This window comes from Proteus sp. LHD240705 (assembly GCF_047921555.1).
In the GTDB taxonomy this organism is placed as follows: domain Bacteria; phylum Pseudomonadota; class Gammaproteobacteria; order Enterobacterales; family Enterobacteriaceae; genus Proteus.
In genome coordinates this window covers 44,315-70,573 of record NZ_JBLRMI010000006.1, presented here as the reverse complement: position 1 = coordinate 70,573, position 26,259 = coordinate 44,315, and the positions used below count along the sequence as shown (strand labels likewise).

Annotated in this window: 24 protein-coding genes and 1 tRNA gene; 15 read left to right on the top strand and 10 right to left on the bottom strand. The window is 37.4% G+C overall.

Going from position 1 to position 26,259, the window contains the following annotated elements; all coding sequences use genetic code 11:
- Window positions 1–62: 62 nt before the first annotated feature.
- The 3 genes from ACNART_RS12420 (at window position 63) to ACNART_RS12410 (ending at window position 2,883) form a co-directional block, all read left to right on the top strand.
- A complete protein-coding gene (locus tag ACNART_RS12420; protein ID WP_368927556.1) occupies window positions 63–1,349 on the top strand; it encodes a DUF3748 domain-containing protein in 1,287 nt (428 codons plus the stop codon).
- A gap of 216 nt (window positions 1,350–1,565) precedes the next feature.
- A complete protein-coding gene (locus ACNART_RS12415) occupies window positions 1,566–2,453 on the top strand; it encodes an endonuclease/exonuclease/phosphatase family protein (RefSeq protein ID WP_198620069.1) in 888 nt (295 codons plus the stop codon).
- Entirely contained in the window at window positions 2,443–2,883 is a 441-nt protein-coding gene (locus tag ACNART_RS12410) for a hypothetical protein (RefSeq protein WP_198620068.1), read from the top strand. Before ACNART_RS12415 ends, ACNART_RS12410 begins: the two co-directional genes overlap by 11 nt.
- A gap of 65 nt (window positions 2,884–2,948) precedes the next feature.
- On the opposite strand, the gene ACNART_RS12405 is transcribed toward ACNART_RS12410, so the two are convergent.
- The 4 genes from ACNART_RS12405 to glyQ form a co-directional block, all read right to left on the bottom strand.
- The gene (locus ACNART_RS12405; protein ID WP_198620067.1) at window positions 2,949–3,269 is read right to left on the bottom strand and encodes a helix-turn-helix domain-containing protein; all 321 of its coding nucleotides are present in this window, start codon (window positions 3,267–3,269) and stop codon (window positions 2,949–2,951) included.
- Entirely contained in the window at window positions 3,262–3,648 is a 387-nt protein-coding gene (locus ACNART_RS12400; RefSeq protein ID WP_198620066.1) for a type II toxin-antitoxin system RelE/ParE family toxin, read from the bottom strand. The genes ACNART_RS12405 and ACNART_RS12400 overlap by 8 nt, the downstream gene beginning before the upstream one ends.
- A 151-nt stretch (window positions 3,649–3,799) precedes the next feature.
- A complete protein-coding gene (gene glyS / locus ACNART_RS12395; protein ID WP_368927559.1) occupies window positions 3,800–5,872 on the bottom strand; it encodes a glycine--tRNA ligase subunit beta in 2,073 nt (690 codons plus the stop codon).
- A 9-nt stretch (window positions 5,873–5,881) separates the two neighbouring features.
- Window positions 5,882–6,787 carry a glycine--tRNA ligase subunit alpha gene (gene glyQ / locus ACNART_RS12390; protein WP_004246832.1) on the bottom strand — a complete coding sequence of 302 codons (906 nt, stop codon included), beginning with the start codon at window positions 6,785–6,787 and terminating at the stop codon, window positions 5,882–5,884.
- A 238-nt stretch (window positions 6,788–7,025) separates the two neighbouring features.
- Here glyQ and ACNART_RS12385 point away from each other — a divergent pair, with 238 nt between their 5' ends.
- Complete coding sequence (locus ACNART_RS12385; RefSeq protein WP_198620064.1) at window positions 7,026–7,610, top strand: DNA-3-methyladenine glycosylase I; 585 nt, start codon at window positions 7,026–7,028, stop codon at window positions 7,608–7,610.
- A gap of 170 nt (window positions 7,611–7,780) precedes the next feature.
- Entirely contained in the window at window positions 7,781–9,040 is a 1,260-nt protein-coding gene (locus ACNART_RS12380; RefSeq protein WP_198630379.1) for a valine--pyruvate transaminase, read from the top strand.
- A gap of 265 nt (window positions 9,041–9,305) precedes the next feature.
- Here ACNART_RS12380 and ACNART_RS12375 read toward each other — a convergent pair whose 3' ends face one another.
- A complete protein-coding gene (locus ACNART_RS12375; protein ID WP_368887932.1) occupies window positions 9,306–10,964 on the bottom strand; it encodes a putative transporter in 1,659 nt (552 codons plus the stop codon).
- A 402-nt stretch (window positions 10,965–11,366) separates the two neighbouring features.
- Between ACNART_RS12375 and ACNART_RS12370 the strand changes: the two genes are divergently transcribed.
- Window positions 11,367–11,690: a YceK/YidQ family lipoprotein gene (locus tag ACNART_RS12370; protein WP_198620061.1), complete on the top strand. Its 324-nt coding sequence runs from the start codon at window positions 11,367–11,369 to the stop codon at window positions 11,688–11,690.
- A gap of 62 nt (window positions 11,691–11,752) precedes the next feature.
- On the opposite strand, the gene ACNART_RS12365 is transcribed toward ACNART_RS12370, so the two are convergent.
- The gene (locus tag ACNART_RS12365; protein ID WP_198620060.1) at window positions 11,753–12,058 is read right to left on the bottom strand and encodes a DUF5339 family protein; all 306 of its coding nucleotides are present in this window, start codon (window positions 12,056–12,058) and stop codon (window positions 11,753–11,755) included.
- Window positions 12,059–12,357: 299 nt separating this feature from the next.
- Here ACNART_RS12365 and ACNART_RS12360 point away from each other — a divergent pair.
- From ACNART_RS12360 to ACNART_RS12325, 8 genes are all read left to right on the top strand, one after another.
- A tRNA-Pro gene (locus ACNART_RS12360) sits at window positions 12,358–12,434 on the top strand.
- An 862-nt stretch (window positions 12,435–13,296) separates the two neighbouring features.
- On the top strand, window positions 13,297–14,904 hold the full coding sequence (gene dppA / locus ACNART_RS12355; RefSeq protein ID WP_100159698.1) for a dipeptide ABC transporter periplasmic-binding protein DppA: 1,608 nt from the start codon (window positions 13,297–13,299) through the stop codon (window positions 14,902–14,904).
- Window positions 14,905–15,069: 165 nt separating this feature from the next.
- On the top strand, window positions 15,070–16,089 hold the full coding sequence (gene dppB / locus ACNART_RS12350) for a dipeptide ABC transporter permease DppB (protein WP_198632405.1): 1,020 nt from the start codon (window positions 15,070–15,072) through the stop codon (window positions 16,087–16,089).
- A gap of 10 nt (window positions 16,090–16,099) precedes the next feature.
- Window positions 16,100–17,002, top strand: a complete 903-nt coding sequence (gene dppC / locus ACNART_RS12345) for a dipeptide ABC transporter permease DppC (protein ID WP_160230778.1) — start codon at window positions 16,100–16,102, stop codon at window positions 17,000–17,002.
- A 12-nt stretch (window positions 17,003–17,014) separates the two neighbouring features.
- Window positions 17,015–17,998: a dipeptide ABC transporter ATP-binding protein gene (gene dppD, locus ACNART_RS12340; RefSeq protein ID WP_368927564.1), complete on the top strand. Its 984-nt coding sequence runs from the start codon at window positions 17,015–17,017 to the stop codon at window positions 17,996–17,998.
- Window positions 17,991–18,992: a dipeptide ABC transporter ATP-binding subunit DppF gene (gene dppF / locus ACNART_RS12335; RefSeq protein WP_368927566.1), complete on the top strand. Its 1,002-nt coding sequence runs from the start codon at window positions 17,991–17,993 to the stop codon at window positions 18,990–18,992. The genes dppD and dppF overlap by 8 nt, the downstream gene beginning before the upstream one ends.
- A 519-nt stretch (window positions 18,993–19,511) precedes the next feature.
- Entirely contained in the window at window positions 19,512–20,222 is a 711-nt protein-coding gene (locus ACNART_RS12330; protein WP_196534052.1) for a HAMP domain-containing protein, read from the top strand.
- 173 nt (window positions 20,223–20,395) lie between these two features.
- On the top strand, window positions 20,396–21,931 hold the full coding sequence (locus ACNART_RS12325) for an insulinase family protein (protein WP_368927568.1): 1,536 nt from the start codon (window positions 20,396–20,398) through the stop codon (window positions 21,929–21,931).
- Between the two features lie 106 nt (window positions 21,932–22,037).
- Here the strand turns inward: ACNART_RS12325 and ACNART_RS12320 are convergent, their stop codons facing one another.
- The 4 genes from ACNART_RS12320 to ACNART_RS12305 all read right to left on the bottom strand — a co-directional run bounded on the left by ACNART_RS12320 (window position 22,038) and on the right by ACNART_RS12305 (window position 25,146).
- Entirely contained in the window at window positions 22,038–23,048 is a 1,011-nt protein-coding gene (locus tag ACNART_RS12320; protein ID WP_198620058.1) for a serine hydrolase domain-containing protein, read from the bottom strand.
- 79 nt (window positions 23,049–23,127) lie between these two features.
- Complete coding sequence (locus tag ACNART_RS12315) at window positions 23,128–23,337, bottom strand: 2-hydroxymuconate tautomerase family protein (RefSeq protein WP_006534633.1); 210 nt, start codon at window positions 23,335–23,337, stop codon at window positions 23,128–23,130.
- Between the two features lie 69 nt (window positions 23,338–23,406).
- Entirely contained in the window at window positions 23,407–24,426 is a 1,020-nt protein-coding gene (gene yhjD, locus ACNART_RS12310; RefSeq protein ID WP_196534050.1) for an inner membrane protein YhjD, read from the bottom strand.
- A 330-nt stretch (window positions 24,427–24,756) separates the two neighbouring features.
- Complete coding sequence (locus tag ACNART_RS12305; protein WP_198620057.1) at window positions 24,757–25,146, bottom strand: DUF1090 domain-containing protein; 390 nt, start codon at window positions 25,144–25,146, stop codon at window positions 24,757–24,759.
- 180 nt (window positions 25,147–25,326) lie between these two features.
- Here ACNART_RS12305 and ACNART_RS12300 point away from each other — a divergent pair, with 180 nt between their 5' ends.
- Window positions 25,327–26,169: a 23S rRNA (adenine(2030)-N(6))-methyltransferase RlmJ gene (locus ACNART_RS12300; RefSeq protein ID WP_109374314.1), complete on the top strand. Its 843-nt coding sequence runs from the start codon at window positions 25,327–25,329 to the stop codon at window positions 26,167–26,169.
- The last annotated feature ends 90 nt before the right edge of the window (window positions 26,170–26,259 follow it).

Here is a 26,259-nt window from a genome sequence, read left to right as displayed (position 1 = left end):
AGTGCCAGGTAAAATTAATTAGTTTTTATAATGTGGAAATTTATTTCCCGATAAGGATAAATATGTCTTTTCAGGAACACCAGATTACGTTTGATAGCCGTCACCATCAGCTAACTAATATAAATGTTTGGACGCCAGATAGCCAGTGGTTAGTCTATGATGTACGTCCCAATGGGGGATCTTTTACAGGTCTAACCATAGAAAAAATTCATGCGAAAACAAAACAGCAACAGATCATTTACACAGCAACACAAGGGGCACATGCAGGGGTTGCGACAGTAAGCCCAACAGAGCCCGTACGTTATGCCTTTATTCATGGGCCAGAAAATCCAGATAATGAATGGCATTATGACTTCCATCATCGTCGTGGTGTGATTGTTGATGAGTCAGAAAATAATCGTGCATTTAATATTGATGCGTGTTCATTGACTTCACCTTATCAAGCGGGTGCATTGCGTGGCGGTACGCATGTTCATGTTTTTAGCCCTGATGGCACTCGTTTAAGCTTTACTTACAATGATCATATTATGCACGAACTTGGTAGTGAATATGATCAACGTAATGTAGCTGTCGCTGTGCCTCTCAAAGCGGTTAACGTCATTAAGAAACACCCTCGTGAATATGATGGTGAATACTTCTGTACAGTGATAAGCCAAACCGTGGCGCATCCACAAAAGGGAAGCGACGAAATTAATAAAGCTTATGAAGAGTGTTGGATTGGTACTCAAGGTTATACAAAAGCGGATGGTTCACAACAACGTTGGGCTATTGCATTTATCGGCGATACCGTGAGTGAAAATGGTGATAAAGTTTCTGATATTTTCTTAGTGGATTTACCCGATGATAATCATGCTTTTAGTATTGAAGGTGATAAACCACTAGCAGGAACCGACACAACAATGCCAGCAGTGGCTAAAGATATTTACCAAGTTCGCCTAACAAATACCGCAAATAGAAAATATGCAGGTGTTTTAAATCAGCCTCGTCACTGGTTAAGAAGCTCGCCACAAGGCGATGCGATTGCTTTTTTAATGAAAGATGATAACGGTATTGTGCAGTTATATACTGTTTCGCCAAGTACCAAGGAAGTGAAACAAATCACCTCACAACCATGGGATATTCAGTCTGCCTTTACGTGGAATAGTAACGGACAATATCTCACTTTTATTTGTGATAATAGCGTGATGCTATGTAATGCGAAAACGGGTGAGTTAACTCGATTAACAGAAAAAACAGCACAAGCACCGAGTAGTGATGCTGTCGTATTCTCTCCAAATGACCAATATATTGCATTTATGCGTGATGTTGATGGTTATCGTCAGATATTTACAGTAGAGACTGGGTTGTAAAACTTTACAATATATTGAGAAGGTATCTTAAATAATAAGATACCTTCGTATTTAATAAAAAACTAATAATTTAAACATGAATTAAAATATTTATTTGTTTTGATTTATTTTATTGTTTTTCCTATTTTTATTTGTTGTGCTAAGTTAATAAACTTTAGTGAGATAATAACTAGTAATATTTAAAAGTAATTTATTATTAATGGAATGATATATAAAATGGAATTGAATTTATGCTGGTGGAATATGGGATTATCTCCACCAATAAGATCAAGTAAGAAAATAAATATAGAAGATATTGGATTAGCAAAACAATACCTTGGAAAAATGATAAAAAAAAGAGCACTGGATATAGTTGCACTTTGTGAGATTTCTAAAAAAGAAAACCTAGATTTTAAACAATTAGCTTGTGAATTAAATATGGAATACATTGATTTATCAGGAAGAATAGGGCGTATATTTATTGATATATCTATAATGTATAAGATGAGTAAATTAGAGTTTATCTCAAGTAAATTTTTAACTAAGCTTCAACCTGATAATAGAACAATAAGAGTAGGTGTAAGTGTTGTATTTAAAGAGATTGAAAATCAAAAAATAATCACATTCTTTTTATCTCACTGGCCATCAGTACTTAGTGCTGATGATAAAATCAGGCGTATAGCCGCCCAAGAGTTGAGGAATAGTATTGATAAGCTATTTGAAAACCAAGGAAAAGATGCTCAAATTATTTGTATGGGAGATTATAATACAGAGCCTTATTCTGATTCGATGATTAATACATTATATGCAACGAGAGATTACCACATAATAAAAAAGAAAAGAGAGTTATTATTTAATCCATTTTGGTATCTTTTGTCTGATAAGAAAACAAATAATTTAGGTACGTATTATTATAATTCAGCTTCAATGAGTCGATGGTATGTTTTTGATCAAATGATCTTCTCTTCATCATTTTTATATGGAAAAGAAGATTGTTTTAAGTTAGATCTCGAGCAGATTGATTTTTATCGGATACTCAATGATGACAATCACTGCCTTGATGATATTTTCTTTAAAAAGTTTGATCATTATCCAATATTTTGTAGGATTTCACATGAACGATGAAAATAATTTTTTTGAAAAGATAAAGGCTTCATTGGATAGGGCATCATCTATCATTGATATAAAAAAACAAATAGAAAATAAAATAAGCATAGTTATCGAAAAACTAGAAATGATCACTAATAATAAAATTAAAATATTATTTAAAGATAATCATCATTATTGCCCTAAATTTATTAATAGTGAAAGGCTTATTTATATCGATAAAGTAAATGTAAGTGATGAGTCTGGATTTATACTATTTGGTTATAGTTTTAGTAAAATTAATGGTTTTCCTATTGAAATAGAAACTGAAATGGAATCTTTTCATGCGGAAGATATCGATGATTTATTACATATTATTGTGAATATCATTGATAGAGAATCGATAAGAATTATGGAGCTTGTTCATCATCCGCTCAAAGATAACTCAAGTAAAAATAATGATATTTGATAAAAAAACCGGCATTGTTTTCACAATGCCGGTTTATCAATTAATAAATAGTAGTAGAAATAACTTCAGATTGAAATTGCTTTATTGTCTATTAAATTCAAGAGTCTCAGAGCAGCCCCGTTGGGTTTAATTTCATTTCGCTCCCATTTTGATACACTCTCTTTTGTCATATTTAGTATTAAAGCAAGAGAAGATTGTGAAATATTATTTTGTTCACGAATTCTTTTTATATCTTCACCATTCATTGGAGTCAGATGAGCATATTTTTCTTTTAATTCTTTGGCTTTTATTCTTGCAGCAATTCGTTTCGCTGATCCTCCATCAGTTATTCCCGCAACTTCCAATTCTTGTGCAAATTTCAGCATTTCTTTCATTTTATCAGTCATGTTTAACCTCCGTTAAAAGGCCAAGTGCAATCATCTTATCTATTTTATTTTTAGTTGCACTGAAGAGATCTTTTGCCAGATCTTTATAGGATTCTAACTCATCATCTGTAATTTCTTTCGCTTTTTTAGAGCTTAGGTTAGATTTTTTCCATCCATCGGCAAAAAATAAATTATTTCCTTGTTTATAAAATATAATTGTTCTAATTCCACTACTCTTTCCTTTTCCTTGGATACAGATCCGTTTTTTGATAATTCCACCACCTAAATCAGCTTCAAAATACCCTGCGTGTACCTCGTTGGCGATATCTATTAAATCAGCATCATTTATAGGCATTTTTTTGAAGCTATTTTTAAACATCTTTGTTTTATAGATAACCATCACTTCCTCTGTGGTAGTTTTTACTATGGTAAATATTACCACTATATTCTTCTGTGTAAATGAATATTTTTTATACTACTTCTATTAGAAATGAACAAAAAAAACGGCATTGTTTTCACAATGCCGGTTTACACTTTCTGAGCTTTACAACTTATTGTAAAACAGAAATATCTGCGACTTTTAAGAACAGTTCACGCAATTGACTTAACATGGTTAAACGGTTGATACGAACAGCCTCGTCTTCATCCATTACCATGACTTTATCAAAGAAGTTATTGACCACATCACGTAATGAGGCCAGTTCAACTAATGCTTCTTGATATTGGCGTTCTGCAAATAAAGGTGCCAATTTATCTTGTAATACAGAAAGATTAGCCGCTAATTGAACTTCTTCTGGTGCTTTTAAGACGGAAGCTAAAACGGTGTCATTTAGTTTTACATCAGCTGATTTAGCTAAGATATTGGAAACACGTTTATTGGCTTCTGCTAATGCAGAGGCTTCCTCTAATGTGCGGAAATAAGTTACTGCTTTAACGCGAGCATTGAAGTCAGCTGGCTGTGTTGGACGACGTGCCAATACAGCTTGAATAGTGTCAATGCTGTAACCCAGTTCTTGATACCAAGAACGGAAACGACCTAACATAAATTCGACCACATCACTGACCACATTTTTATTAGTCAGTTTGTCACCGTAAAGGCGAACCGCTTCTTGAGTCAGCGCTTCAATATCTAACGGTAAATCTTGCTCAACGATAATACGTAAAACACCCAGTGATGCACGACGTAGAGCAAATGGGTCTTTATCCCCTTTAGGATGTTGACCAATACCGAAAATACCCGCAAGTGTATCCATCTTCTCTGCAATAGCGAGGGCGCTAGCAACAGGATTAGAAGGTAATTCATCACCCGCGAAACGAGGCTGATATTGTTCTTTCAATGCAACTGCGACTTCTTCGGCTTCACCATCATGACGCGCATAATGCATACCCATAACACCTTGGGTATCTGTGAATTCGAACACCATATTGGTCATTAAGTCACATTTTGACAGTAAACCTGCACGGGTTGCTTTATTAACATCAGCACCCATTTTGCCCGCAATAAAGCCAGCTAATGCTTGAATACGGTCAGTTTTATCACGCAGTGTGCCTAAATCTTTTTGGAATAATACGGTTTCAAGGCGTGGTAAGTTATCTTCTAAACGTTGTTTACGGTCAGTTTTAAAGAAGAACTCGGCATCAGCTAAGCGAGGACGTACCACTTTTTCGTTACCGCTAATGATCTGCTGTGGATCAGAAGATTCAATATTAGTGACGAAAATAAAGTTTGGTAATAATCCACCTTGTTTGTCATAAACAGGGAAGTATTTTTGGTCACCTTTCATGGTATAAACCAGTGCTTCAGCAGGAACTTCAAGGAATTTTTCCTCAAATTTTGCTGTTAACACAACCGGCCATTCAACCAATGAAGTGACTTCTTCGACTAAGCTATCGCTTAAATCTGCAATACCGCCAAGTTTTTCAGCCGCAAGGCGAGCATCATGAAGAATAATTGATTTACGCGTTTCGTAATCAGCAATCACTTTTCCGCGCTCATACAGAATTTCAGGATATTGATCCGCATTATCAATAGTGAATTCAGCTTCACCCATAAAGCGGTGACCACGAATAACGCGATCGCTTTGGATACCTAAAATTTCACCATCAATAACAGTATCACCTAATAATAAGGTGACAGTATGAACAGGGCGTACAAAGTGAGTTTCTTTATCGCCCCAGCGCATTAATTTTGGAATTGGTAATTTTGATAACGCATTGCTTACCATGCCAATCAGTAATTGGTTAACTGCTTCACCTTTTACTTCTGCACGATAAAATAACCATTCGCCTTTATCTGTTGATAAGCGCTCTGCTTGATCAACAGTAATGCCATTACCTCTTGCCCAACCTTCAGCTGCTTTTGTTGGTTTACCATCAGCATCAAATGCTTGAGCAATCGCAGGACCACGTTTTTCAATGGTTCTATCTGCTTGTGATTTTGCCATATTGGCCACTTTAATGGCTAAACGGCGAGGAGCTGCAAACCAAGATACATCACCATGAGTGATATTTGCGTTATCCAGTTCAGCAGTAAAATTAGCAGCAAAAGATTCGGCTAAAGAACGAAGCGCTTTCGGCGGTAATTCTTCTGTGCCGATTTCCACGAGGAAAGTCTCAGTTGTCATGATAGCCTCTTACTTTTTACACATAGGGAAACCAAGCGCTTCACGAGAAGCATAATATGCTTCAGCAACTGCTTTGGTTAAAGTACGGATACGTAAAATATAACGCTGGCGCTCTGTCACAGAGATAGCTTTACGTGCATCCAATAGGTTAAAGGTGTGTCCTGCTTTTAAAATACGTTCATAGGCAGGTAAAGGCAGAGGTTTTTCTAACTCTAACAACTCACGAGCTTCTTTTTCATATTGCTCAAAGCAAGAGAACAGGAAGTCTACGTCTGCGTATTCAAAGTTATAGGTTGATTGCTCAACTTCGTTTTGATGATAGATATCACCATAGGTGGTTTTACCTAATGGGCCATCACACCAAACTAAGTCATAAACGCTATCAACACCTTGAATATACATGGCAAGACGTTCTAAACCGTAAGTGATTTCACCCGTAACAGGTTTGCACTCTAATCCACCAACTTGTTGGAAATAGGTAAACTGCGTCACTTCCATGCCGTTGAGCCAAACTTCCCAGCCTAAGCCCCAAGCACCTAAAGTTGGGTTTTCCCAGTTATCTTCAACAAAACGAATATCATGAATTGTTGGGTCTAAACCTAATTCTCTTAATGAGCCAAGATAAAGTTCCTGAATATTATCAGGTGATGGCTTAATGATAACTTGGAATTGGTAATAGTGCTGTAAGCGGTTAGGGTTTTCACCGTAACGTCCATCTGTTGGACGACGAGAAGGCTGTACATAAGCCGCAGCGATAGGCTCTGGACCTAATGCTCGTAAACAAGTCATTGGGTGCGATGTGCCTGCGCCCACTTCCATATCTAATGGTTGGACAATGGTACAGCCCTGGCGAGCCCAGTAATCCTGCAGTGTCAGGATAAGACCTTGAAAGGTTTTGGTATCAAACTTTTGCATGTTATATCCGCATGGCGATACATAGAATAAAAAGAAAGGTTTCAGTATACCTTCTAGACGAAAGATATACAGCAAGGAATGCGGGCAATTTTCCCTCGATCAAAAAAATAATCCCTTAATTGAGTTTATGACTATGCTCAAAGAATTAGATTGAATTTTTTTTCACCTATTTACATGTATATTTATACAGTATATAAAATGGTACTATTAAAAGTTATTGGTAACAAGGAATGAAAAAATGAATAAGCGGCGTTGCGATTGGGTAACCAGTGATCCTGAATATTTGGCATATCATGACGAAGAATGGGGTAAACCTGAACGAGATAAGTACAAGCTTTTTGAAATGATCTGCCTTGAAGGTCAACAAGCAGGGCTATCTTGGTATACCGTGCTTAAGAAAAGAGAAGGTTTTCGTCGTTGTTTTTTTGATTTTTCGCCTGAAAAAATTGCCAAAATGACAGATAAGGATGTTGAGACCTTATTACAAAATCCCGCAATTATTCGTCATCAAGGAAAAATTAACGCCATTATTAATAACGCACGTATTTTTATGGCAATGGAAGAACAAGGTGAAGACTTTAGTCAGTTTATTTGGCAATTTATTGATAATAAACCCATTATTAATCAGTGGAACGATATTTCTCAGGTACCCGCATCAACTGACATCTCAGATAAAATGGCTAAAGCCTTAAAGAAAAAAGGCTTCAAATTTGTTGGCACAACAACTTGCTACGCTTTTATGCAAGCCGTTGGTATGGTAAATGACCATATTCTCTCTTGTTTTTGTCGCCAAGAAGAGAATAAAAACACCAATAAAAAGTAAAATATGAGTTGAGTTATCTTTAATTTGAGATGTAATTGGATTTATATTTCAATATTTTCATCTGTATTAATATTGTTGTTTTATGATTTTGATTATAACTATTGATGCAGATTAAAGCTCGCGGTATGGTGTTTCTTAACGAGAAAACAACATAGAAGATACCTGCAAAGATGACTCAACTATCACAATTTGGGCAAAAGTTTGCCCAGCATTCAGGCATTGCTCGCTTGATGCAAGACTTAAATGAAGGTATTCGCACACCTGGCGCAGTGATGCTCGGGGGGGGAAATCCTGCTCATATTCCTGAAATGGATAATTATTTTCGTCAATTACTTAAAGAGATGACAGAAAATGGCTCATTAAGTGATGCGGTTTGTAACTATGATGGCCCGCAAGGTAAAGATGCCATGTTACAAGCGCTGGCGGCATGTTTAAAAGAGAAGCTAGGCTGGAATATTTCGGCGAAAAATATTGCACTAACTAATGGCAGCCAAAGTGCTTTTTTCTATCTGTTTAATTTATTAGGTGGCACAACCAAGGATGGGAAAAAACGTAAAATTCTTTTCCCAATCGCCCCTGAATACATTGGTTATACTGATTCTGGATTAGAAGAAGATCTGTTTGTTGCGAATAAGCCAACAATAGAAATGTTGCCGAATGGGCAATTTAAATATCATGTTGATTTTGCTCATCTTGAAATCAGTGATGATATTGCGGCTATTTGTGTTTCGAGACCAACAAACCCAACGGGTAATGTTATTACAGATGACGAAGTTGAAAAGCTAGAGGCTTTAGCTAAACGGCACAATATCCCTCTGATTATAGATAATGCTTATGGTGTTCCTTTTCCAGGTATTATTTTTACTCAAGCAACACCTCGTTGGAATGACAACACTATCCTTTGCATGAGTCTATCTAAGTTAGGCTTACCAGGAGCGCGTTGTGGCATTATTATTGCCAGTGAAGAGCTGATTTCAGCCATTACAAATGTTAACGGCATTATTAGCCTCGCACCCGGTGGAATTGGGCCTGCAATGGCATTAGAAATGCTAAAACGCGATGATTTAATGCGGTTATCCCAAGACGTGATAGGGCCTTTCTATCATCAACGAGTACTTGAAACTATTCATATTATTCGCCGCTATTTACCTGAAGAACGTTGTCTTATTCATAAGCCTGAAGGTGCAATCTTTTTATGGCTTTGGTTTAAAGACTTACCCGTTTCTTGTGAAGAGCTTTATCGTCGTTTGAAAAAACGTGGCGTATTAATGGTGCCGGGACATTACTTCTTTCCAGGATTAGAAGATTCATGGGATCACGCTCATCAATGTATGCGAATGAATTACGTACCTGAGCCTGAATTGATTGAGGAAGGAATAAAAATTCTGGCTGAAGAAATCGAGAATATCTATCAGCCAGTGAATATCTAATAAAAATGCCCCTTCAGCGAGAAGAAGGGGCAAAGACAATAACGAGGACTTTTGAGCATAAGTTTGACGGAAAGAAATTGATTACTAAAAATTTAGCAATCCGTCTCAATCTAAATTTCTTAGCACGAGAATTATTAAAACAGATATTTATAAAATCTATGGCTTAAATAAGAGCCATTCATTGCCTTAATTATCCCTCTGCTAAGCTAAATGTGGATTTTGATAACAAACTTGGCTCAACTATTTAATATATTTATTATTTTTACTACAAAGTCCATATGATAAGTGCCATCAATTGTGGTGTTATGATGCGTAAAAACATGGCTAAAGGGTAAACTGTGGCATAGGAAAGCGCGGCAGCTCCACTTGAGCTATGAATTGAGTTTGCGAAGGCTAATGCAGGGGGATCGGTCATTGAGCCTGCTAACATTCCGCAGAGACTTAAATAATTAAGCTTAAAGAAGACTCTGGCGAGCACACCAACAATTAATAACGGTAATAATGTAATCAAAATACCGTAGCCAATCCAACTCAAGCCTTGACCATTAATTAACGTTTCAACAAATTCACCGCCAGAGTTTAGCCCTACCACCGCAAGAAACATGACAATACCCAGTTCTCGCAATGCCAAGTTTGCACTTGGAGGCATAAACCAATAGAGCTTACCAAATGTACCAATACGCCCTAAAATTAAGGCAACAACAAGGGGACCACCGGCTAATCCCAGTTTAAGTGCCACAGGAATGCCGGGAATAAAAATAGGAATAGAGCCAAGTAAAACCCCTAAGCCGATACCAATAAAGACAGGGAGCATTTGAACTTGTTCTAATTTCTGACGAGCGTTACCTAACAGGACTGTAATAGCTTCAATAGATTCAGGACGTCCAACGACATTAAGAATATCCCCGAATTGCAACATACTATTATTGCTTGGAATAAGTTCGATACCTGCGCGGTTCAATCGAGTCACTACAACATCGTATTTTCTTTTCAGATCCAGATCTTTTAAACGCTTACTGAGTACAGAATCATTCGTTACAACGACCCGCACTGATTGCAGTAAATTTGTTGATGTTGAAAGTGAAGCATCGACCTCTTCACCAAGTACTAGGCGTACTTTATTGAGATCTTCTTTTGAACCCACAATATGCAGTAAATCTCCCAACTGAATAATCGTTGATGGCATAGGTACCATAATGTTATCTCCACGCTTTAAACGGGAGCAGACGATGGCGTCCTCATTGAGCAGAGGAATATCTTGCATTAATAAGCCATCTAAATTGGGGTTTTTAATCGCAATATTAATGGTATGTAGTGCATCTTTAGTGCTGTGTTGTTGGTTGCTAAAAGCTTTTGCTTCTTCATCAATGTTGATTTTAAAGAACACACGAATAAGCCACATTACTAGCAGAATGCCACAGATCCCCATAGGATAAGCCATAGCATAGCCCATCCCCATTTGCCCCACAGATGTTGGGTCAACATGTAGATCTGTCAGTATTTGTTGTCCTGCACCTAAAGAAGGGGTGTTGGTAACAGCGCCCGAGAAAATACCCAAAATAATAGGCAAAGGAACCTCAAATAGACGATAAATAGACGCGGTTATGATTGAGCCAAGAAGAATAATTAATATGGCAAAGGCGTTTAGTTTTAAGCCCGAAACACGTAGTGAGGAAAAAAAACCAGGGCCGACTTGGATACCAATAGTATAAACGAAAAGAATAAGCCCAAATTCTTGAATAAAATGAAGGGTCTGTGCATTAAGAGATAAGTTATAGTGTTGAGCAAAGTGGCCAATAATAATTCCACCGAAAAGAACACCACCTATCCCTAGGCTGACCCGATAAATTTTGATATTGCCAATCCAAAGACCTAGAGCGCCTGCTAATGACAACATCACCATTGTTAATGCAATATCACTCATAAAAAAGATCCTGTACCCAAAAACAAAAATGAGAAAATTTGAGCTAAAACGATAAACCTATTTTGGCAAAAAACGATGAAAGTCGCTGTGTCTTATCGCACAGATTCAACATATATAGAGATCAAAAAAACAAGAAAGATAAATATAGAGTGAAAGTATTTATTTAAAATAATGAAGGTTGAATTTTAATATCATCGAAACATAATAATTAATAATATTATTATGCTTTTTTTTATTGGATAAAGTGAAACTTTCTTATACTAGAATTATTTATTTAATGACTGAAAAATTAAGCTTTTTTATATCATCTTTCTCTTGTCCTATAAGAGAAAACAGGTTTAACTATATGATAAAAAGCGTTGACTACAAATCTCGTTTTATAGGTGCCCTATGATATTCAGAATGACAAGTAAAAATTTAACATTAGTCACATTTTTGACGACATTACTGACAGGTTGCTCAAGTGTTATGACTCATGCAGGCCCGAATAAAGAACTTTATTCAGGGACAAAAAATAACATGACAATGCTAAAAGATGATGAAACTGGATGGGCAATGAAACCATTGGTTATTCTCGATCTCCCTTTTAGTGCCGTATTAGATACTTTATTATTACCTTATGATTATTATACTCAGGGTGATGATAAAAGTGATAATTCACCTAAAGAGCGCATAAAAAGATTGGAAAGCACAACTGTGAATAATCGTCATGAAAATAAGAATTAATATCAAGTTAATGACTAAATAATAAATAAGTAGTTATATTTAGTCATTATCTGTTTATTTAATTATTTATTTAGCACTGTTTCTTCTTTAGGGCCAAACATCTTATTCAAACTATTAAGCTCTTGCATTTCCTTGTCACATATTACTTTTTGGTTTGCCAAAGGCGCTGTCATTATCTGCTTTTTGCTTTGCTCGAAGTTAGCCTTAATCTCCGGTATATTATGTTTTAGATCTTCTCTTTGAGAAATGTACTGAATAAATTTATCCGCTTCTTTAAAGTACACTCGGCAAGCATGAGCTGTAGATGCTTGAGCTGGAAGTGTGGTTGACAATAAAAGTAGTGCGACACCCCACCAACATTGTTTCATTCTCTAAACTACCTACCTTATTTGACATAAGGTAATTATATAAAAAGCACACTAATTAGACGACAATAATTAAGAATAAATTTGTTATTTTTTTTCATGTTTTATGGACAACGTAAAGAAAGCCATAGTAAAACGAGGAAAGAAAGGTGAGCTTGTTACAATAAAGCTAAAACTCACCTCGTTTTTATGATAAAAAAGTTAAAAATCAACCGTTTTGGTTGAAAACCATACGAACAGTCAGGAGATACTAAAAAAGTATTGACGGAGTGGGTTTCTGGCAGTAAGATGCACCTCGTTTTCGGCGAGTAGCGCAGCCTGGTAGCGCAACTGGTTTGGGACCAGTGGGTCGGAGGTTCGAATCCTCTCTCGCCGACCATATTAAGAAACCCCGCTTTTAAAGCGGGGTTTTGTCGTTTTAGTCTTACCAAAATACCTTGCTCTTATTTTTGATTTCGCCATAAATGGTGTTTTCTCTCGATCATCTCACTTCTATCTCATCTCTATCTTGCATTCCAAACACGCATTCTGCTCAGAAGCAGAGAACCGTGGAAATATTTTCCAAATTAAGAGAAATATTGGCTAGAAATAGCTTTGGATTTATCCAGCTCAATAAAGTTGTTTTATCCTTAAATGATTTTATAAAAACCCTATTAATAATCTAAAGAAACCTCTCAGTTTTTCGTTCAACTCTCTTTTTATTGAGGATGGAACGTCTGAGAATGTTGAACGAACATAAATTTTTCACTATAAAAGCATGAAAATCATTAATAACAGACTGAATCTAATCGGCTTATCTAGTTAAGTGGTTTGTTAAGAGCCAAAAATTGATACTTTTCACTCTATTTGCCTGATTAAAACTAAAATCAGGATCGTCTAGCAAGGTGATTATTTTTCTTCCATAACAGAATAAAGCACCAAGTTCTTTGTTTCATTTCAAAATATTCGTTCAATATTTAAGCGGTTAATCACAAATTATGGCTTTTTTTAAAATAGTCATTTCACTTAAGGATTTCTTAATGTGTGGTTTTATTGACTAGATATTAGTCAGAGACTTATTTTTTTATTCTGAGTTTGTTCGATATTTGTTTCATTTGTGTTTATAACAGGTTCTTTTTACCTTCTAACACCTTATTGACGTAAGGGAATACAGTTGGTTAATTGAACAATGACAAAATAAAAAGGTATTCCGTTTTTAAACAGGAAACCAAAACACAACAGAACAATTTCGGAGAGTAATGATGAAAAGCTCCAAAAAACAGACAGGAATTTTGACCGCTACAATTGGATTGCTCGCATTAGCTGTTTCTGCGGGTGTGCAGGCCAAAACATTGGTGTATTGCTCTGAAGGTTCGCCTGAAGGATTTAACCCTCAGTTATTTACCTCTGGAACAACCTACGACGCAAGTTCAGTGCCTATCTATGACCGTTTAGTTGAATTTAAACTGGGTACAACAGAAATTATTCCGGGCTTAGCTGAAAGCTGGGATGTAAGCGATGATGGCAAAGTGTATACCTTTCATTTACGTAAAGGCGTGAATTGGCATAGTAGTAAAACCTTTAAGCCAACGCGTGAATTTAATGCGGATGACGTGATGTACACGTTTATGCGTCAAATGGATCCAAAACATCCTTACCATAAAGTCTCTGGCGGAAGTTATGAATACTTCTCCGGCATGGATATGAACAACATGATCGAGAAAATCGAGAAAGTTGATGATCATACCGTTCGTTTTGTTTTAACTCGTTCAGAAGCACCTTTTATTGCTGATATGGCAATGGACTTTGCATCCATATTATCTGCTGAATATGCGGATAATATGATGAAAGCAGGTACACCTGAGAAAGTAGATCTAGATCCTATCGGTACAGGGCCTTTTCAATTACAGCAATATCAAAAAGATTCTCGTATTCTTTATAAAGCCAATGACCAATATTGGGGTAAAAAACCAGATATTGACCGTTTAGTCTTCTCTATCACACCTGATGCCTCTGTACGATATGCAAAACTGCAAAAAGGTGAGTGTCAGGCAATGCCTTTCCCAAATCCTGCTGATATTGCGAAGATGAAACAAAATAGCGATATCAATCTATTAGAACAACCAGGCTTAAACGTGGGTTATATCTCTTTTAACGTTGAGAAAAAACCATTGGATAACCAAAAAGTTCGCCAAGCATTAAGTATGGCGGTGAATAAAGACGCCATTATTGAAGCGGTTTATCAAGGTGCAGGTCAGAAGGCGAAAAACCTCATCCCTCCTACAATGTGGGGTTATAACGATGACATCGTTGATTACGAATATAACCCTGAAAAAGCGAAAGCATTGCTAAAAGAAGCTGGTCTTGCAGATGGTTTTACTATCGATTTATGGGCAATGCCAGTACAGCGTCCTTATAACCCAAATGCCCGCCGTATGGCTGAAATGGTACAAGCGGATTGGGAAAAAATTGGCGTTAAAACCAAAATTGTAAGTTACGAGTGGGGCGAATATCTCAAGCGCGCTAAATCTGGCGAACACCAAGCAGTCATGATGGGTTGGACTGGTGATAACGGGGACCCTGATAACTTCTTCGCTACGCTATTTAGTTGTGCGGCAAAAGAGCAAGGATCGAACTATTCAAAATGGTGCTATAAGCCATTTGAAGATCTGATCCAGCCTGCACGAGTAGCCGCTGATCACGAAAAACGTGTTGAACTCTACAAACAAGCTCAAGTTGTTATGCATGATCAAGCGCCTGCTCTGATTATTGCTCACTCGACTGTTTATGAGCCTGTGAGTAAAAAAGTAGAAAACTACGTGGTTGACCCATTAGGTAAACATCACTTCGAGAATGTCTCTCTTAAATAATAGCAATACCTAATCGTTGGGTTGTCTTAAGTACGGTGTCTTTCTTTATGAAAGGCACCGCTATTCAATAATAACGAATACATTCAGTACACTGTGGGCGCAGGGGACTTTCCCCTGATTTATCAGCGCTATCTTTTAGCTGATGTTTGAAAAGAGAATTAGGATATGCTGCAATTTATCCTTCAACGTTTGGGACTTGTGATCCCTACGTTTATCGGAATTACATTACTGACGTTTATTTTCGTTCATCTTATTCCCGGTGATCCGGTAATGATTATGGCGGGTGAGCGTGGACTTTCTCCAGAACGACATGCTTATTTAATGGCTGAATTGGGACTGGATAAGCCTTTATGGCAACAATATCTCAATTATCTAAATGGTATTCTCCACGGTGATTTAGGTATCTCATTAAAAAGCCGCATTCCTGTATGGGATGAATTTTTACCTCGCTTTAAAGCTACTTTAGAACTTGGCGTTTGCGCCATGATTTTTGCGGTTTCAGTTGGGATCCCTGTTGGTGTTTTGGCTGCGGTAAAACGTGGTTCTATTTTTGATCATACCGCGATTAGTGTGTCATTAGCAGGTTACTCCATGCCAATTTTCTGGTGGGGGATCATGTTAATCATGCTAGTGTCTGTAAAATTAGACCTAACCCCAGTCTCTGGGCGCTTGGCTGATAGTGTCTTTTTAGATGACAGCAACCCACTCACTGGATTTATGCTGATTGATACCTTTATTTGGGGGGAGGAAGGGGATTTCTTAGATGCAGTTCACCACATCATTTTACCTGCTATTGTATTAGGAACCATTCCTTTAGCTGTTATCGTGCGTATGACGCGTTCTTCGATGCTTGAAGTATTAGGCGAAGATTATATTCGTACTGCTAGAGCAAAAGGTTTGAGCCGTGTTCGCGTCATTCTTATCCACGCATTACGCAATGCGATGTTGCCTGTTGTCACCGTTATTGGATTACAAGTTGGAACAATGCTGGCTGGTGCAATTTTAACAGAAACTATTTTCTCATGGCCGGGATTAGGACGCTGGTTGATTGATGCCTTACAGCGACGCGATTACCCAGTTGTTCAAGGTGGTGTGCTTTTAATTGCAACGATGATTATCTTTGTCAATCTGTTGGTTGATGTTCTTTATGGCATTGTGAATCCTCGTATTCGCCATAAAAAATAAGGAATGCATAATGACTGAAAATAAAGTAACACCGGTCATCAGTGCACCGGCTCCCATGACGCCCTTCCAAGAATTTTGGCACTACTTTAAACAAAATAAAGGTGCTGTTGTTGGGTTAATCTATATTGTAATTATGTTGCTTATTGCATTACTAGCGGGCTTTCTTGCACCTCATGCCCCTAATGAGCAATTTCGTGATTTCTTATTAGTGCCTCCTGTTTGGCAAGAAGGGGGAAGCTGGCAATTTATTCTCGGTACTGATGATGTTGGTCGCGATATTCTTTCTCGCTTAATGTTTGGTGCTCGACTTTCATTATTGGTGGGCTGTATTGTTGTCGTGCTATCACTTATCTTAGGAATTATTCTAGGATTGGCCGCGGGTTATTTCGGTGGTCTTGTGGATATCGGCATTATGCGTGTCGTCGATATCATGTTGGCATTACCAAGTTTATTATTGGCATTAGTGTTGGTGGCTATTTTTGGTCCTTCTATTGTTAATGCTTCTATCGCACTGACCTTTGTTGCTTTACCTCACTATGTTCGATTAACGCGAGCCGCTGTTTTAATTGAAGTTAACCGCGATTACGTTATTGCTTCTCGTGTTGCGGGGGCGGGCTCAATGCGTCAAATGTTTATCAATATCTTACCTAACTGTCTTGCCCCTTTAATTGTTCAAGCCTCTTTAGGTTTTTCTAATGCCATCTTAGATATGGCAGCATTAGGCTTTTTAGGAATGGGCGCGCAGCCACCGACACCTGAATGGGGAACCATGTTATCTGATGTATTGCAGTTTACACAGAGTGCGTGGTGGGTTGTGACGTTTCCTGGTCTTGCTATTTTGTTTACCGTATTAGCCTTTAACTTAATGGGTGATGGTTTACGAGATGCACTTGATCCGAAATTAAAGCAGTAACGGAGTAAGAACATGGCATTACTAAATATTAATCAATTATCTGTTCACTTTGGTGATGAAGATACTCCGTTTAAAGCGGTAGACCGAATAAGCTATCAGGTTGAAGAAGGGCAAGTTGTGGGTATTGTCGGTGAGTCTGGCTCTGGTAAATCAGTCAGTTCATTGGCAATTATGGGACTTATTGATTTTCCAGGACGAGTGACAGCACAAGAGCTTTATTTTGATGGCAGAGATCTGATGAAAATCTCTGAATCAGAGCGACGAAATTTGGTGGGTGCAGAGGTTGCAATGATTTTCCAAGATCCGATGACAAGCTTGAATCCTTGTTTTACGGTTGGCTATCAAATTATGGAAGCATTAAAAGTCCATCAGGGAGGAAGTCGTAAAACACGTAAACAACGTGCTATCGATCTCTTGACGCTGGTGGGTATTCCTGATCCCGCTTCTCGTTTAGATGTCTATCCACACCAGCTTTCAGGGGGAATGAGCCAGCGTGTGATGATCGCAATGGCGATCGCTTGTCGCCCTAAATTATTGATTGCAGATGAACCTACCACAGCACTGGATGTGACTATTCAGGCTCAAATCATAGAGCTTTTGCTCGATTTACAAAAACAAGAAAATATGGCGCTAGTGTTGATTACCCATGATCTTGCATTAGTGGCAGAAGCCGCAGACACCATTATTGTGATGTATGCGGGGCAAGTGGTGGAATCTGGAAAATCATCAGAAATTTTTAAAGCGCCTCGTCATCCTTATACTCAAGCATTATTAAGAGCACTCCCTGAGTTCGCGAGTAATAAAGCGCGACTAGCATCGCTACCGGGCATTGTACCAGGGCGCTATGATCGACCAACAGGTTGCTTACTCAATCCTCGTTGCCCATATGCTCATGATGAATGTTATAAGGTTGAGCCTGAATTAAGAGAACTAGGAACGCATCGTGTGAAGTGTCATACACCGTTAGATAATGCAGGGGAACCTACCCATGGCTGAAGTTAATCCAAATGTATCAACTCCTTTATTAAAAGCGGTTAATTTAGCGAAGTATTACAGCGTAAAAGGCGGGTTTTTTTCAAAAGAGAGAACAGTTAAAGCCCTTGATGGTGTCTCTTTTGAGTTAGAACGTGGTAAAACTTTGGCTGTTGTTGGTGAGTCAGGATGCGGTAAATCCACATTAGGTCGATTACTCACGATGATTGAGGTTCCTACTTCAGGCGAGCTTGCTTATCGTGGGCAAAATCTGTTAATTAAAGATAAATCGGCTGAGAAGCTACGTCGCCAAAAGATCCAAATTGTGTTTCAAAATCCTTATGGATCATTGAATCCGCGTAAAAAAGTAGGGCAAATTTTAGAAGAGCCTTTATTGATTAATACAACACTGAATGCCTCTGAGCGTAAAGAAAAAGTATTATCAATGATGGCAAAAGTGGGGTTAAAAACAGAGCACTATAGCCGATATCCTCATATGTTTTCTGGTGGTCAACGTCAGCGTATTGCTATTGCACGAGGCTTGATGCTTGATCCAGACATTGTGGTAGCCGATGAGCCTGTTTCTGCGCTGGATGTATCCGTTCGTGCCCAAGTACTGAATTTGATGATGGATCTACAACAAGATATGGGGCTCTCTTATGTTTTTATTTCTCATGATCTCTCGGTTGTTGAGCATATTGCAGATGAAGTTATTGTAATGTATTTAGGGCGTTGTGTAGAAAAAGGAACAAAAGCTCAAATTTTTGAAAATCCACAACATCCTTATACACAGGCATTATTATCAGCCACACCAAGATTGACACCTGAATTAAGACGAGAGCGTATTAAATTAACGGGAGAATTACCGAGCCCATTAAATCCGCCACCGGGTTGTGCTTTCGCTGCTCGTTGCCGTCGTGCATTTGGGCCATGTAGTCAATTACAGCCAACATTAAAAGAGTATAATGGTCAGCTTATTGCTTGTTTTGCGGTGGAGCAAGATAACGCGATAGTTTAAATAAAATAAATTTATCTCATAAAATAAGAACAATATACTGATTTATATTGTTCTTATTTTTTTTATTAATAATATTTAATTAATCTTAACTAAATAATCTAATAATGATTTTATAGATATCAAATATTATATTTATATGAGTTTTTTAAAATATAAACTTCAATGATATTAAAGGAAAATAATATTTTTTACTAAGAAATATACTGCGGTTAGCATTGCACTTTAACTTGAAGTTAAGGTTTTAATGGCATTTAATTTTATATTTTTTAGTGAATTGTATCTTTTTATTAAAATAAAGTAGATTTATTGTAGATAACCAAGAAAAAATAATATTTAATTTTTATTTTACTATTTTTATCTTATAACTATACTCAAATAATAATAGTTATATATTTATCTACTTTCATTTTAATGGATAAGCGCTTTTTATAACGCTATTTTCTTTATTGAGAGTGATACATAATCACAAAAATACAGTATAATCGCTCTGATCAGACATGTATATTGGAAATAGCAACGATGAAACCTCATCTTAAACATTCATTAACAATAAAACAGATGGCCGCTGTTGCGGGCGTTACGTTGGTGACTATTGCTATTTTTATCAGTATTCAACTTGTTTATTTGATAGATCAACGCCGTGAAGATTATCAAAATCAGCTTTTTAATGCTGGTGTAAGTATCCAGCAACCACTCGCTGATGCATTGTTACGATCAGATTTGAACGATGCTAAACAACAGATTGTTACACTAAAAGCGACGGGTATTTTAGGTAAAGCGATTGTCATGCAACCCGAAAATGTACAAGTGATGAGTTTAGATTTCGCACCTAAGAAAGAAGTCTCTGAATTCTCAAGTTGGCTTTTTGGTATTCCCGTTGAAGCTGTTATTCCTTTACAGCCATTAGGTATTACTTCAACAGATGATAAGTCCTATAGTGGTCATCTCATTTTACAGGCTGACACAAATCGTTTTTATCGTTTTGCCAGTAATACTGTTGCCTTGATGCTAACAACATATCTGTTGATGGGGCTTATTCTGACGGTTGCTATTAGCTGGTGTATTAATCGTATTGTTGTAAAACCTTTACGCCAAATCGCCGTCACCCTCAATAAAGATAGCCAAGTTTCAGCGTTATCTTGTCCAAAATCACATTGTGATGATGAGATTGGTTTGCTGGTTAAAGGATATAATCATCAAAAATCTGATCAAAAATTGCCGAAGGTCTGAACCTTCTTACGCCATAATGAGTCTAATCACTATAGTGATTTCATTTCATGTTTCTGTGGTGATAAAGATGATAATACAAAAAATAGACATCCAACATCTAACATGTCTTTTGGCACTTATTGTTAAACCTCATAAGTGGTTTAATACCAAGGATTAATACAACAGAGGTTCACATGCAGGGTGTAATGACACGAATTTTATTGGGAAGCGTTATGTTCGGCGCTGTTATTTGCCAAGTTCAAGCGGAAGCTTTGCAGCCTGATCCGGCTTGGCAAGAAGGGCGACTAGCAAATGGTTTTCAGTGGCAAATCTTACAAACACCGCAACGCCCAAATGATAGAATACAGATCCGTTTATTAGTCAATACAGGTTCTTTATCAGAAAAAAGTAGTGAAACGGGTTTTTCATCCTTAGTGTCCAAACTCAACGTTTTGGAAAATACAGGCTTAACGCCAGAGAAACGCGATAATCTATGGAAAAATGCGTTAGATCCTGACTATCCGTTACCTCCAATGATCGTTTCATACGATTTTACTGTTTATAATCTAAGTTTACCGAACAACCAGCCTGAGCTATTAAAGGATGCTTTTGCATTATTAGCAGGTATTGCTAAACCTGCTGAATATACCGAAGATGCGGTTCGTAATGCGGTTCAATCACCGCTTCCTATTGCAACATTTCCTCTCAATATTGAAGATCCTATTTGGCGCTCACGCCTTGAAGGCTCAAATCTAAAAGGCCACAATCCAGGAAAACCGGTTAATCAATCTGTAAATACTAAAGAGCTGTCAGATTACCAACAACGTTGGTATACCCCAGATATGATGACACTTTATGTTGCAGGTAATGTTGATAATCGAGTATTGACTGAAAGTATTAATCAGGCATTTTCAACTCTATCAGGAAAGCGTGTAACACCTGTTCCAGTGCCTGTTCTTGCCGATATGAAACCTGAAACGTTATATGTGCAAGAGCCTATGCGTGCAAAAGACCAAATTGCTTTAATTTGGGATTTAGACTGGTCGCCAGTAAAAGACTCTGACACATTAAATAAATATTGGTTAAGTGATTTAGCTCGTGAAGTCATTTTTGTGCATTTGGGTCGTAGCCTTGAACAACGTAAGGAAAACGACAGTACTCAAATTAACATTGATTGCCGGGTACAATATCAGCGTGCAAGTTGTTCTTTAAATATTGATACCGCAACGGCTCATATTCCTGCATTAGCATCATGGGTGGGAGAAGAGTTAGGTCGTTTACGTAATCAAGGTATTAGTGATGAACTATACCAAGAGCTTCAACAAGAAAAACAACTTCAATTAACTCAGTTGTTTGCCCGTTATGCAAAAACCAGTACGGCAATTTTAATTAATCAGCGTCTGTTATCACAACAAAGCAATATTATTGATATTCCACCTGAACAATATCAGCGTTTACGCCAAGCATTTTTAGCTGGTTTAACAAAAGAGACATTAAATCAGGAGCTTTCAAGAGTTTTATCTGAAGATATTACTTTTGTATTAACGCAAAGTGGTGAAACACCAACGGTGAATTTAGGTGAATTGCGTATTCAATTTGAAAAGCAAGTTCATCCAGAAACGGCAAATACACCTGCGCCTGTTGCAACTAATACTACACCAAATAAAGCAATTGAAACTCCGGCTGTAACAACTCCAGCGGTAGCCACAACACCGACGAAGAAACCGTAATAAAACAGAGATAGGCTGATATTAGAAATTTATCAGCCGTAAAATAAACAAAAAGCCAAAAGTGTTATTGATACATTTTTGGCTTTTTGATTTTTGATTTTTGATTTTAAAGGCGTTTAAATGCTTCTTTAACAATGGTTATCAGATCTTCACGGTTATTTTTTTGGGTTGTAAAACCGGCAATAGCAATTTGTTTTTCAGGTAAGTAATAAGCTACTGACCCCCAATAACCAAGATGATAGTAAAGTGTGCCTAGGTCAGTTTCTTCGGCCATTAAACCTAAACGATAATTTGCAGCACCTGTATGTGATCCTTGCCATTTCATCTCTTTTAAGGTTGATGGATGCAAGTAAACTCTATCTTCGAAGAGGTCAGCTGTAAATTTAGCTAACTCAAGGGTTGTCATCACAAGCCCGCCACCGCCAAAAGCATCCATTGAAGCATCAATATGAGTACCTTCGTGCTCACCTGTAAACTGTCTAGCACGCGCTTTAGGATGCTTAGGTTGTAGTTCTAAATCTTCCCACCACGTTTGTGGTAAATCTAAGTCTTGGAAATGCAATAATTCACGAACGCTGGTGGCCATATTTTTTCTCATAAACTGAGAGAGGATATCACCTAACAAGATGTATCCTGTATCTGAATAAATGAAGCGTTTTCCAGCTGGAATAATGGGAAAGCCTTGTTGAGCATAGCGCGCTATTTGTTCTTCTCGTGTCCATTTATGAGAGGGATCTTTAATCACATCTTCAAGATAAGCTTCATTTGCATGATCGAATAAACCACTGCTATGGCTTAATAAATGGCGTAGTGTAATGGCTTTAAGATCATACCCTAGCTCTAATAATGTCTGTTGATAATGAGCACTTAAATATTTAGTTATATCATCATCAAGGGATAGAGCATCTTGTTCCCATAAACGTAAAAAAGCGGCTGCGAGAAAGGTTTTTGTATTACTAGCGATTCGAAAAGGTGTATCTACAGTTAATTTTTTCTGGGTACTTTCATCGGCAAATCCGTGCGCCATACCAAAAGGGTACTGAATGCCTGCACCTGTAATATAGATAGCACTTGCTGAAGGTAAGGCATGAAAAGCATCAGTCATTGATTGAACCATAGTTACTTCCTTATCTGTCAGGAAAATAAATCAGCAAAAAGGGTGTACTTTGCACCCTTTATTATATTGCAGAAATTTTTTATTTACTTTTTGTTGCTGCTCGTAATTCTGTTACTGTTTTACCACCTATTCCCCAGTTATCTGTTTCAACTTCATCAATTACCACAACCGTGGTTGCTGGATTTTTGCCTAATACATCAACCAAAAGTTGTGTTGCTCCCGCAATGAGCTGCTCTTTTTGCTCTGCGGTTGCACCTTCGCGTGTAATTTTAATATTAACGTATGGCATTGTTTTTCCTTATTACGTTATTTATAGGCGGTTAATGCAGGGAATTAACCATATAGTTTTATCATAAAGTTAAGATGTTGATTGCGTTTCAGACAACTGTTCTTTGCGCATATTTGGGCCATCAGTGGCGATCCACGCGGCACAAAAGAGTGTTAATCGGGCAAAAAAGTAGAAGAAAGCCATTAAACCTATCACTGAACCAAATGCGGCACCTGAAGGTGAGCTTGCGATTTTGGGTAGCATCCATGTCATAACGGATTTCAATATTTCAAAACCAATGGCAGCGATAAGTGTGCCTTTAATAAGCGAAATTCGTTTTGGTTGATGGCGAGGTAAGATCCACAATATCCATAAAAATAGTAAATAGTTTGCAGTAATGGAAATAGTTAAGCCGATGGTTGTCCATGCTGGCGTTAGCCATTCAATACCGTCTAATCCCAATGTGTGAACAATCATTCTTTGGGCTGAACCTGCCACAGAAGTTAGCGTAATAGTGACAATTAACGCAAAAAGTAAGCCAATTAGCGCTAAAAAGTCGCGAAAGTAGCGGAAATAGATTTTCTCTTGCTCTTCTTTATTTCTTTCCCAAACGGGGCGTGATTGAGCCAAAATGGCTTGGCGTAAATTACCCACCCAATTAACACCAGAATAAAGTGCAATTGCTAAACCAGTTAAACCAACGGTTGTACGCTGGCGAACTGCGGTATCAATACTTTGTTGAACTGTGGATGCAAGCGTTGGATCGTCAATGCTATTTGCGACACCTGTAATTAATTTAGCGAGTAAATCTGGATTTGAGGCCAAAACAAAACCCGCACAGGCAAAAGAAAGCATTAATACTGGGATTAATGATAAAAATGAAAAGTAAGTAATAGCTGCGCCGAACTGATTTCCCATTCTGTCAGTGAAACGTTCTGCTGCACGAATAAGGTGTGCAATAAAAGGGATATTGGTGATGAAGTTACTGATTTTTATCCCAATTCCAATGGCTTTTTTCCCACCATGAAGCCCTTTTTCCAGCCCTTTTTTTAGTGGCTGAGTCAGTTGAGTTTTTTCACTTACTGTTTTTTGTTGCTGCTCTTCTGACATATATCCTCTTTAATTAGATCAGTCCATTTTCAATAAATTAATGTTACTACTATAGTTTTCACTCAAAAATATCATAGCTTAATTTCTATTACACACCTTATGCTTATTGTAATTAGCCACTGATTTAGGAGATGTATTTGTTTGTTCTGGCTTAAGTGTAGATGATGCTCTATTAAAAGGTGTAGATAATCTTGTACTTAATAAAGGATAAAAAACCAATACAGCAATTCTGAAATTAAGTTTAGTTTAATAAGAGAATGGCTACTCACTTATTGTTTTAGTCTGTATTTCACAGTCAAATAAGGAGTAGGCATTAATTATTGATGATAACTACTTTGTCAGTAGATTTAATTCTTCTTCAATTGCTTTTAAATCAGCTTTTTCTTCAGCTAGCTTTCTTTCTTGTTTAGCAATTTTATCTGCATCACCTTTAAGTTGTGCTTCTTTTAATTCGAGCTCACGCTCTTTAACGTCAAGTTGTTTTTCACGTAATTCAAGGCGTGTGTTTTCAACCACTTTTTCAGGTGTGCAATAGCGTTCAACATTTTGTAATGCTCGCTCCAAGCCTTGGATACGATATTGATTACCATGTGCTTTTGCATATTCCATCTGCTTTTGGATATTCTGTTTTTTTATTTCACAACCATTGGTTGATCTATCGGCATAAGCATTACTTGCGAGTAAGCTTAAGGTTATGGCAGTAAAAAGTAATTTTTTCATCTTTCTATCCTATTTAAACTTAAGTGAAATATGGGCTTATCATAACGGCTGAATACTAAGACACAACGTTTCTTTCGCTTTCAATGAAGAAGTTCGGCTTTTTCTGATACACTGAGTTTAATCACTATTTCTGAGTAAATTAATTACTAAGCTATACTTATTTCTAACGGAAGATAAAGAATGCTGAGCTATCGCCATAGTTTCCATGCTGGCAACCACGCCGATGTTTTAAAACATATTGTTCAAACACTCATCATTGAGTCTTTAAAAGAGAAAGAGAAACCTTTTCTTTATCTTGATACTCATGCTGGCGCTGGACGTTATCAATTAACCAATGCTCATGCGACTCGCACTGGCGAATATTTAGAAGGGATCGCACGCTTATGGCAGCAAGAAGAAGTGCCTGAGCTTATTTTGCCTTACCTTGAAGCGGTTGGAGAATTAAACGCAAGTGGGGAACTGCGTTATTATCCGGGATCACCTCTATTAGCGAGCAAATTACTAAGAGAACAAGATTCCTTAGCGCTAACAGAATTACATCCAACGGATTTTCCTTTATTACGTACCGAATTCTCTCGTGACGAGCGAGTTAGAGTTTCTCGTGAAGATGGTTTTGGCCAATTAAAATCTAAGTTACCTCCGCCAAGTCGTCGTGGATTCGCATTAATTGATCCACCTTATGAACTCAAACAAGACTATTCTGCTGTTGTTAAAGGTGTTGTTGAAGGCCATAAGCGCTTTGCGACAGGAACTTATGCGATTTGGTATCCCGTTGTTCACCGTCAGCAAATCAAACGCATGTTAAAAGAGCTTGAAGCAACAGGGATCCGTAAGATTTTACAAATTGAATTAGCAGTAAAACCCGATAGTGATCAACTAGGGATGACTGCATCAGGCATGATTGTGATTAATCCACCTTGGAAATTAGAATCACAAATGAAATCAATACTCCCTTGGTTACATAAAACCTTAGTTCCTGAGGGTATTGGACATACATTAGTTGAGTGGGTTGTACCAGAATAAGCATCTTTATTATTGTTTTTGCCTATTACTGTAAAAGCTAAAATCTGACGTGCTATGTTTTAAATTTTGTCATAATAGACATCATGATAT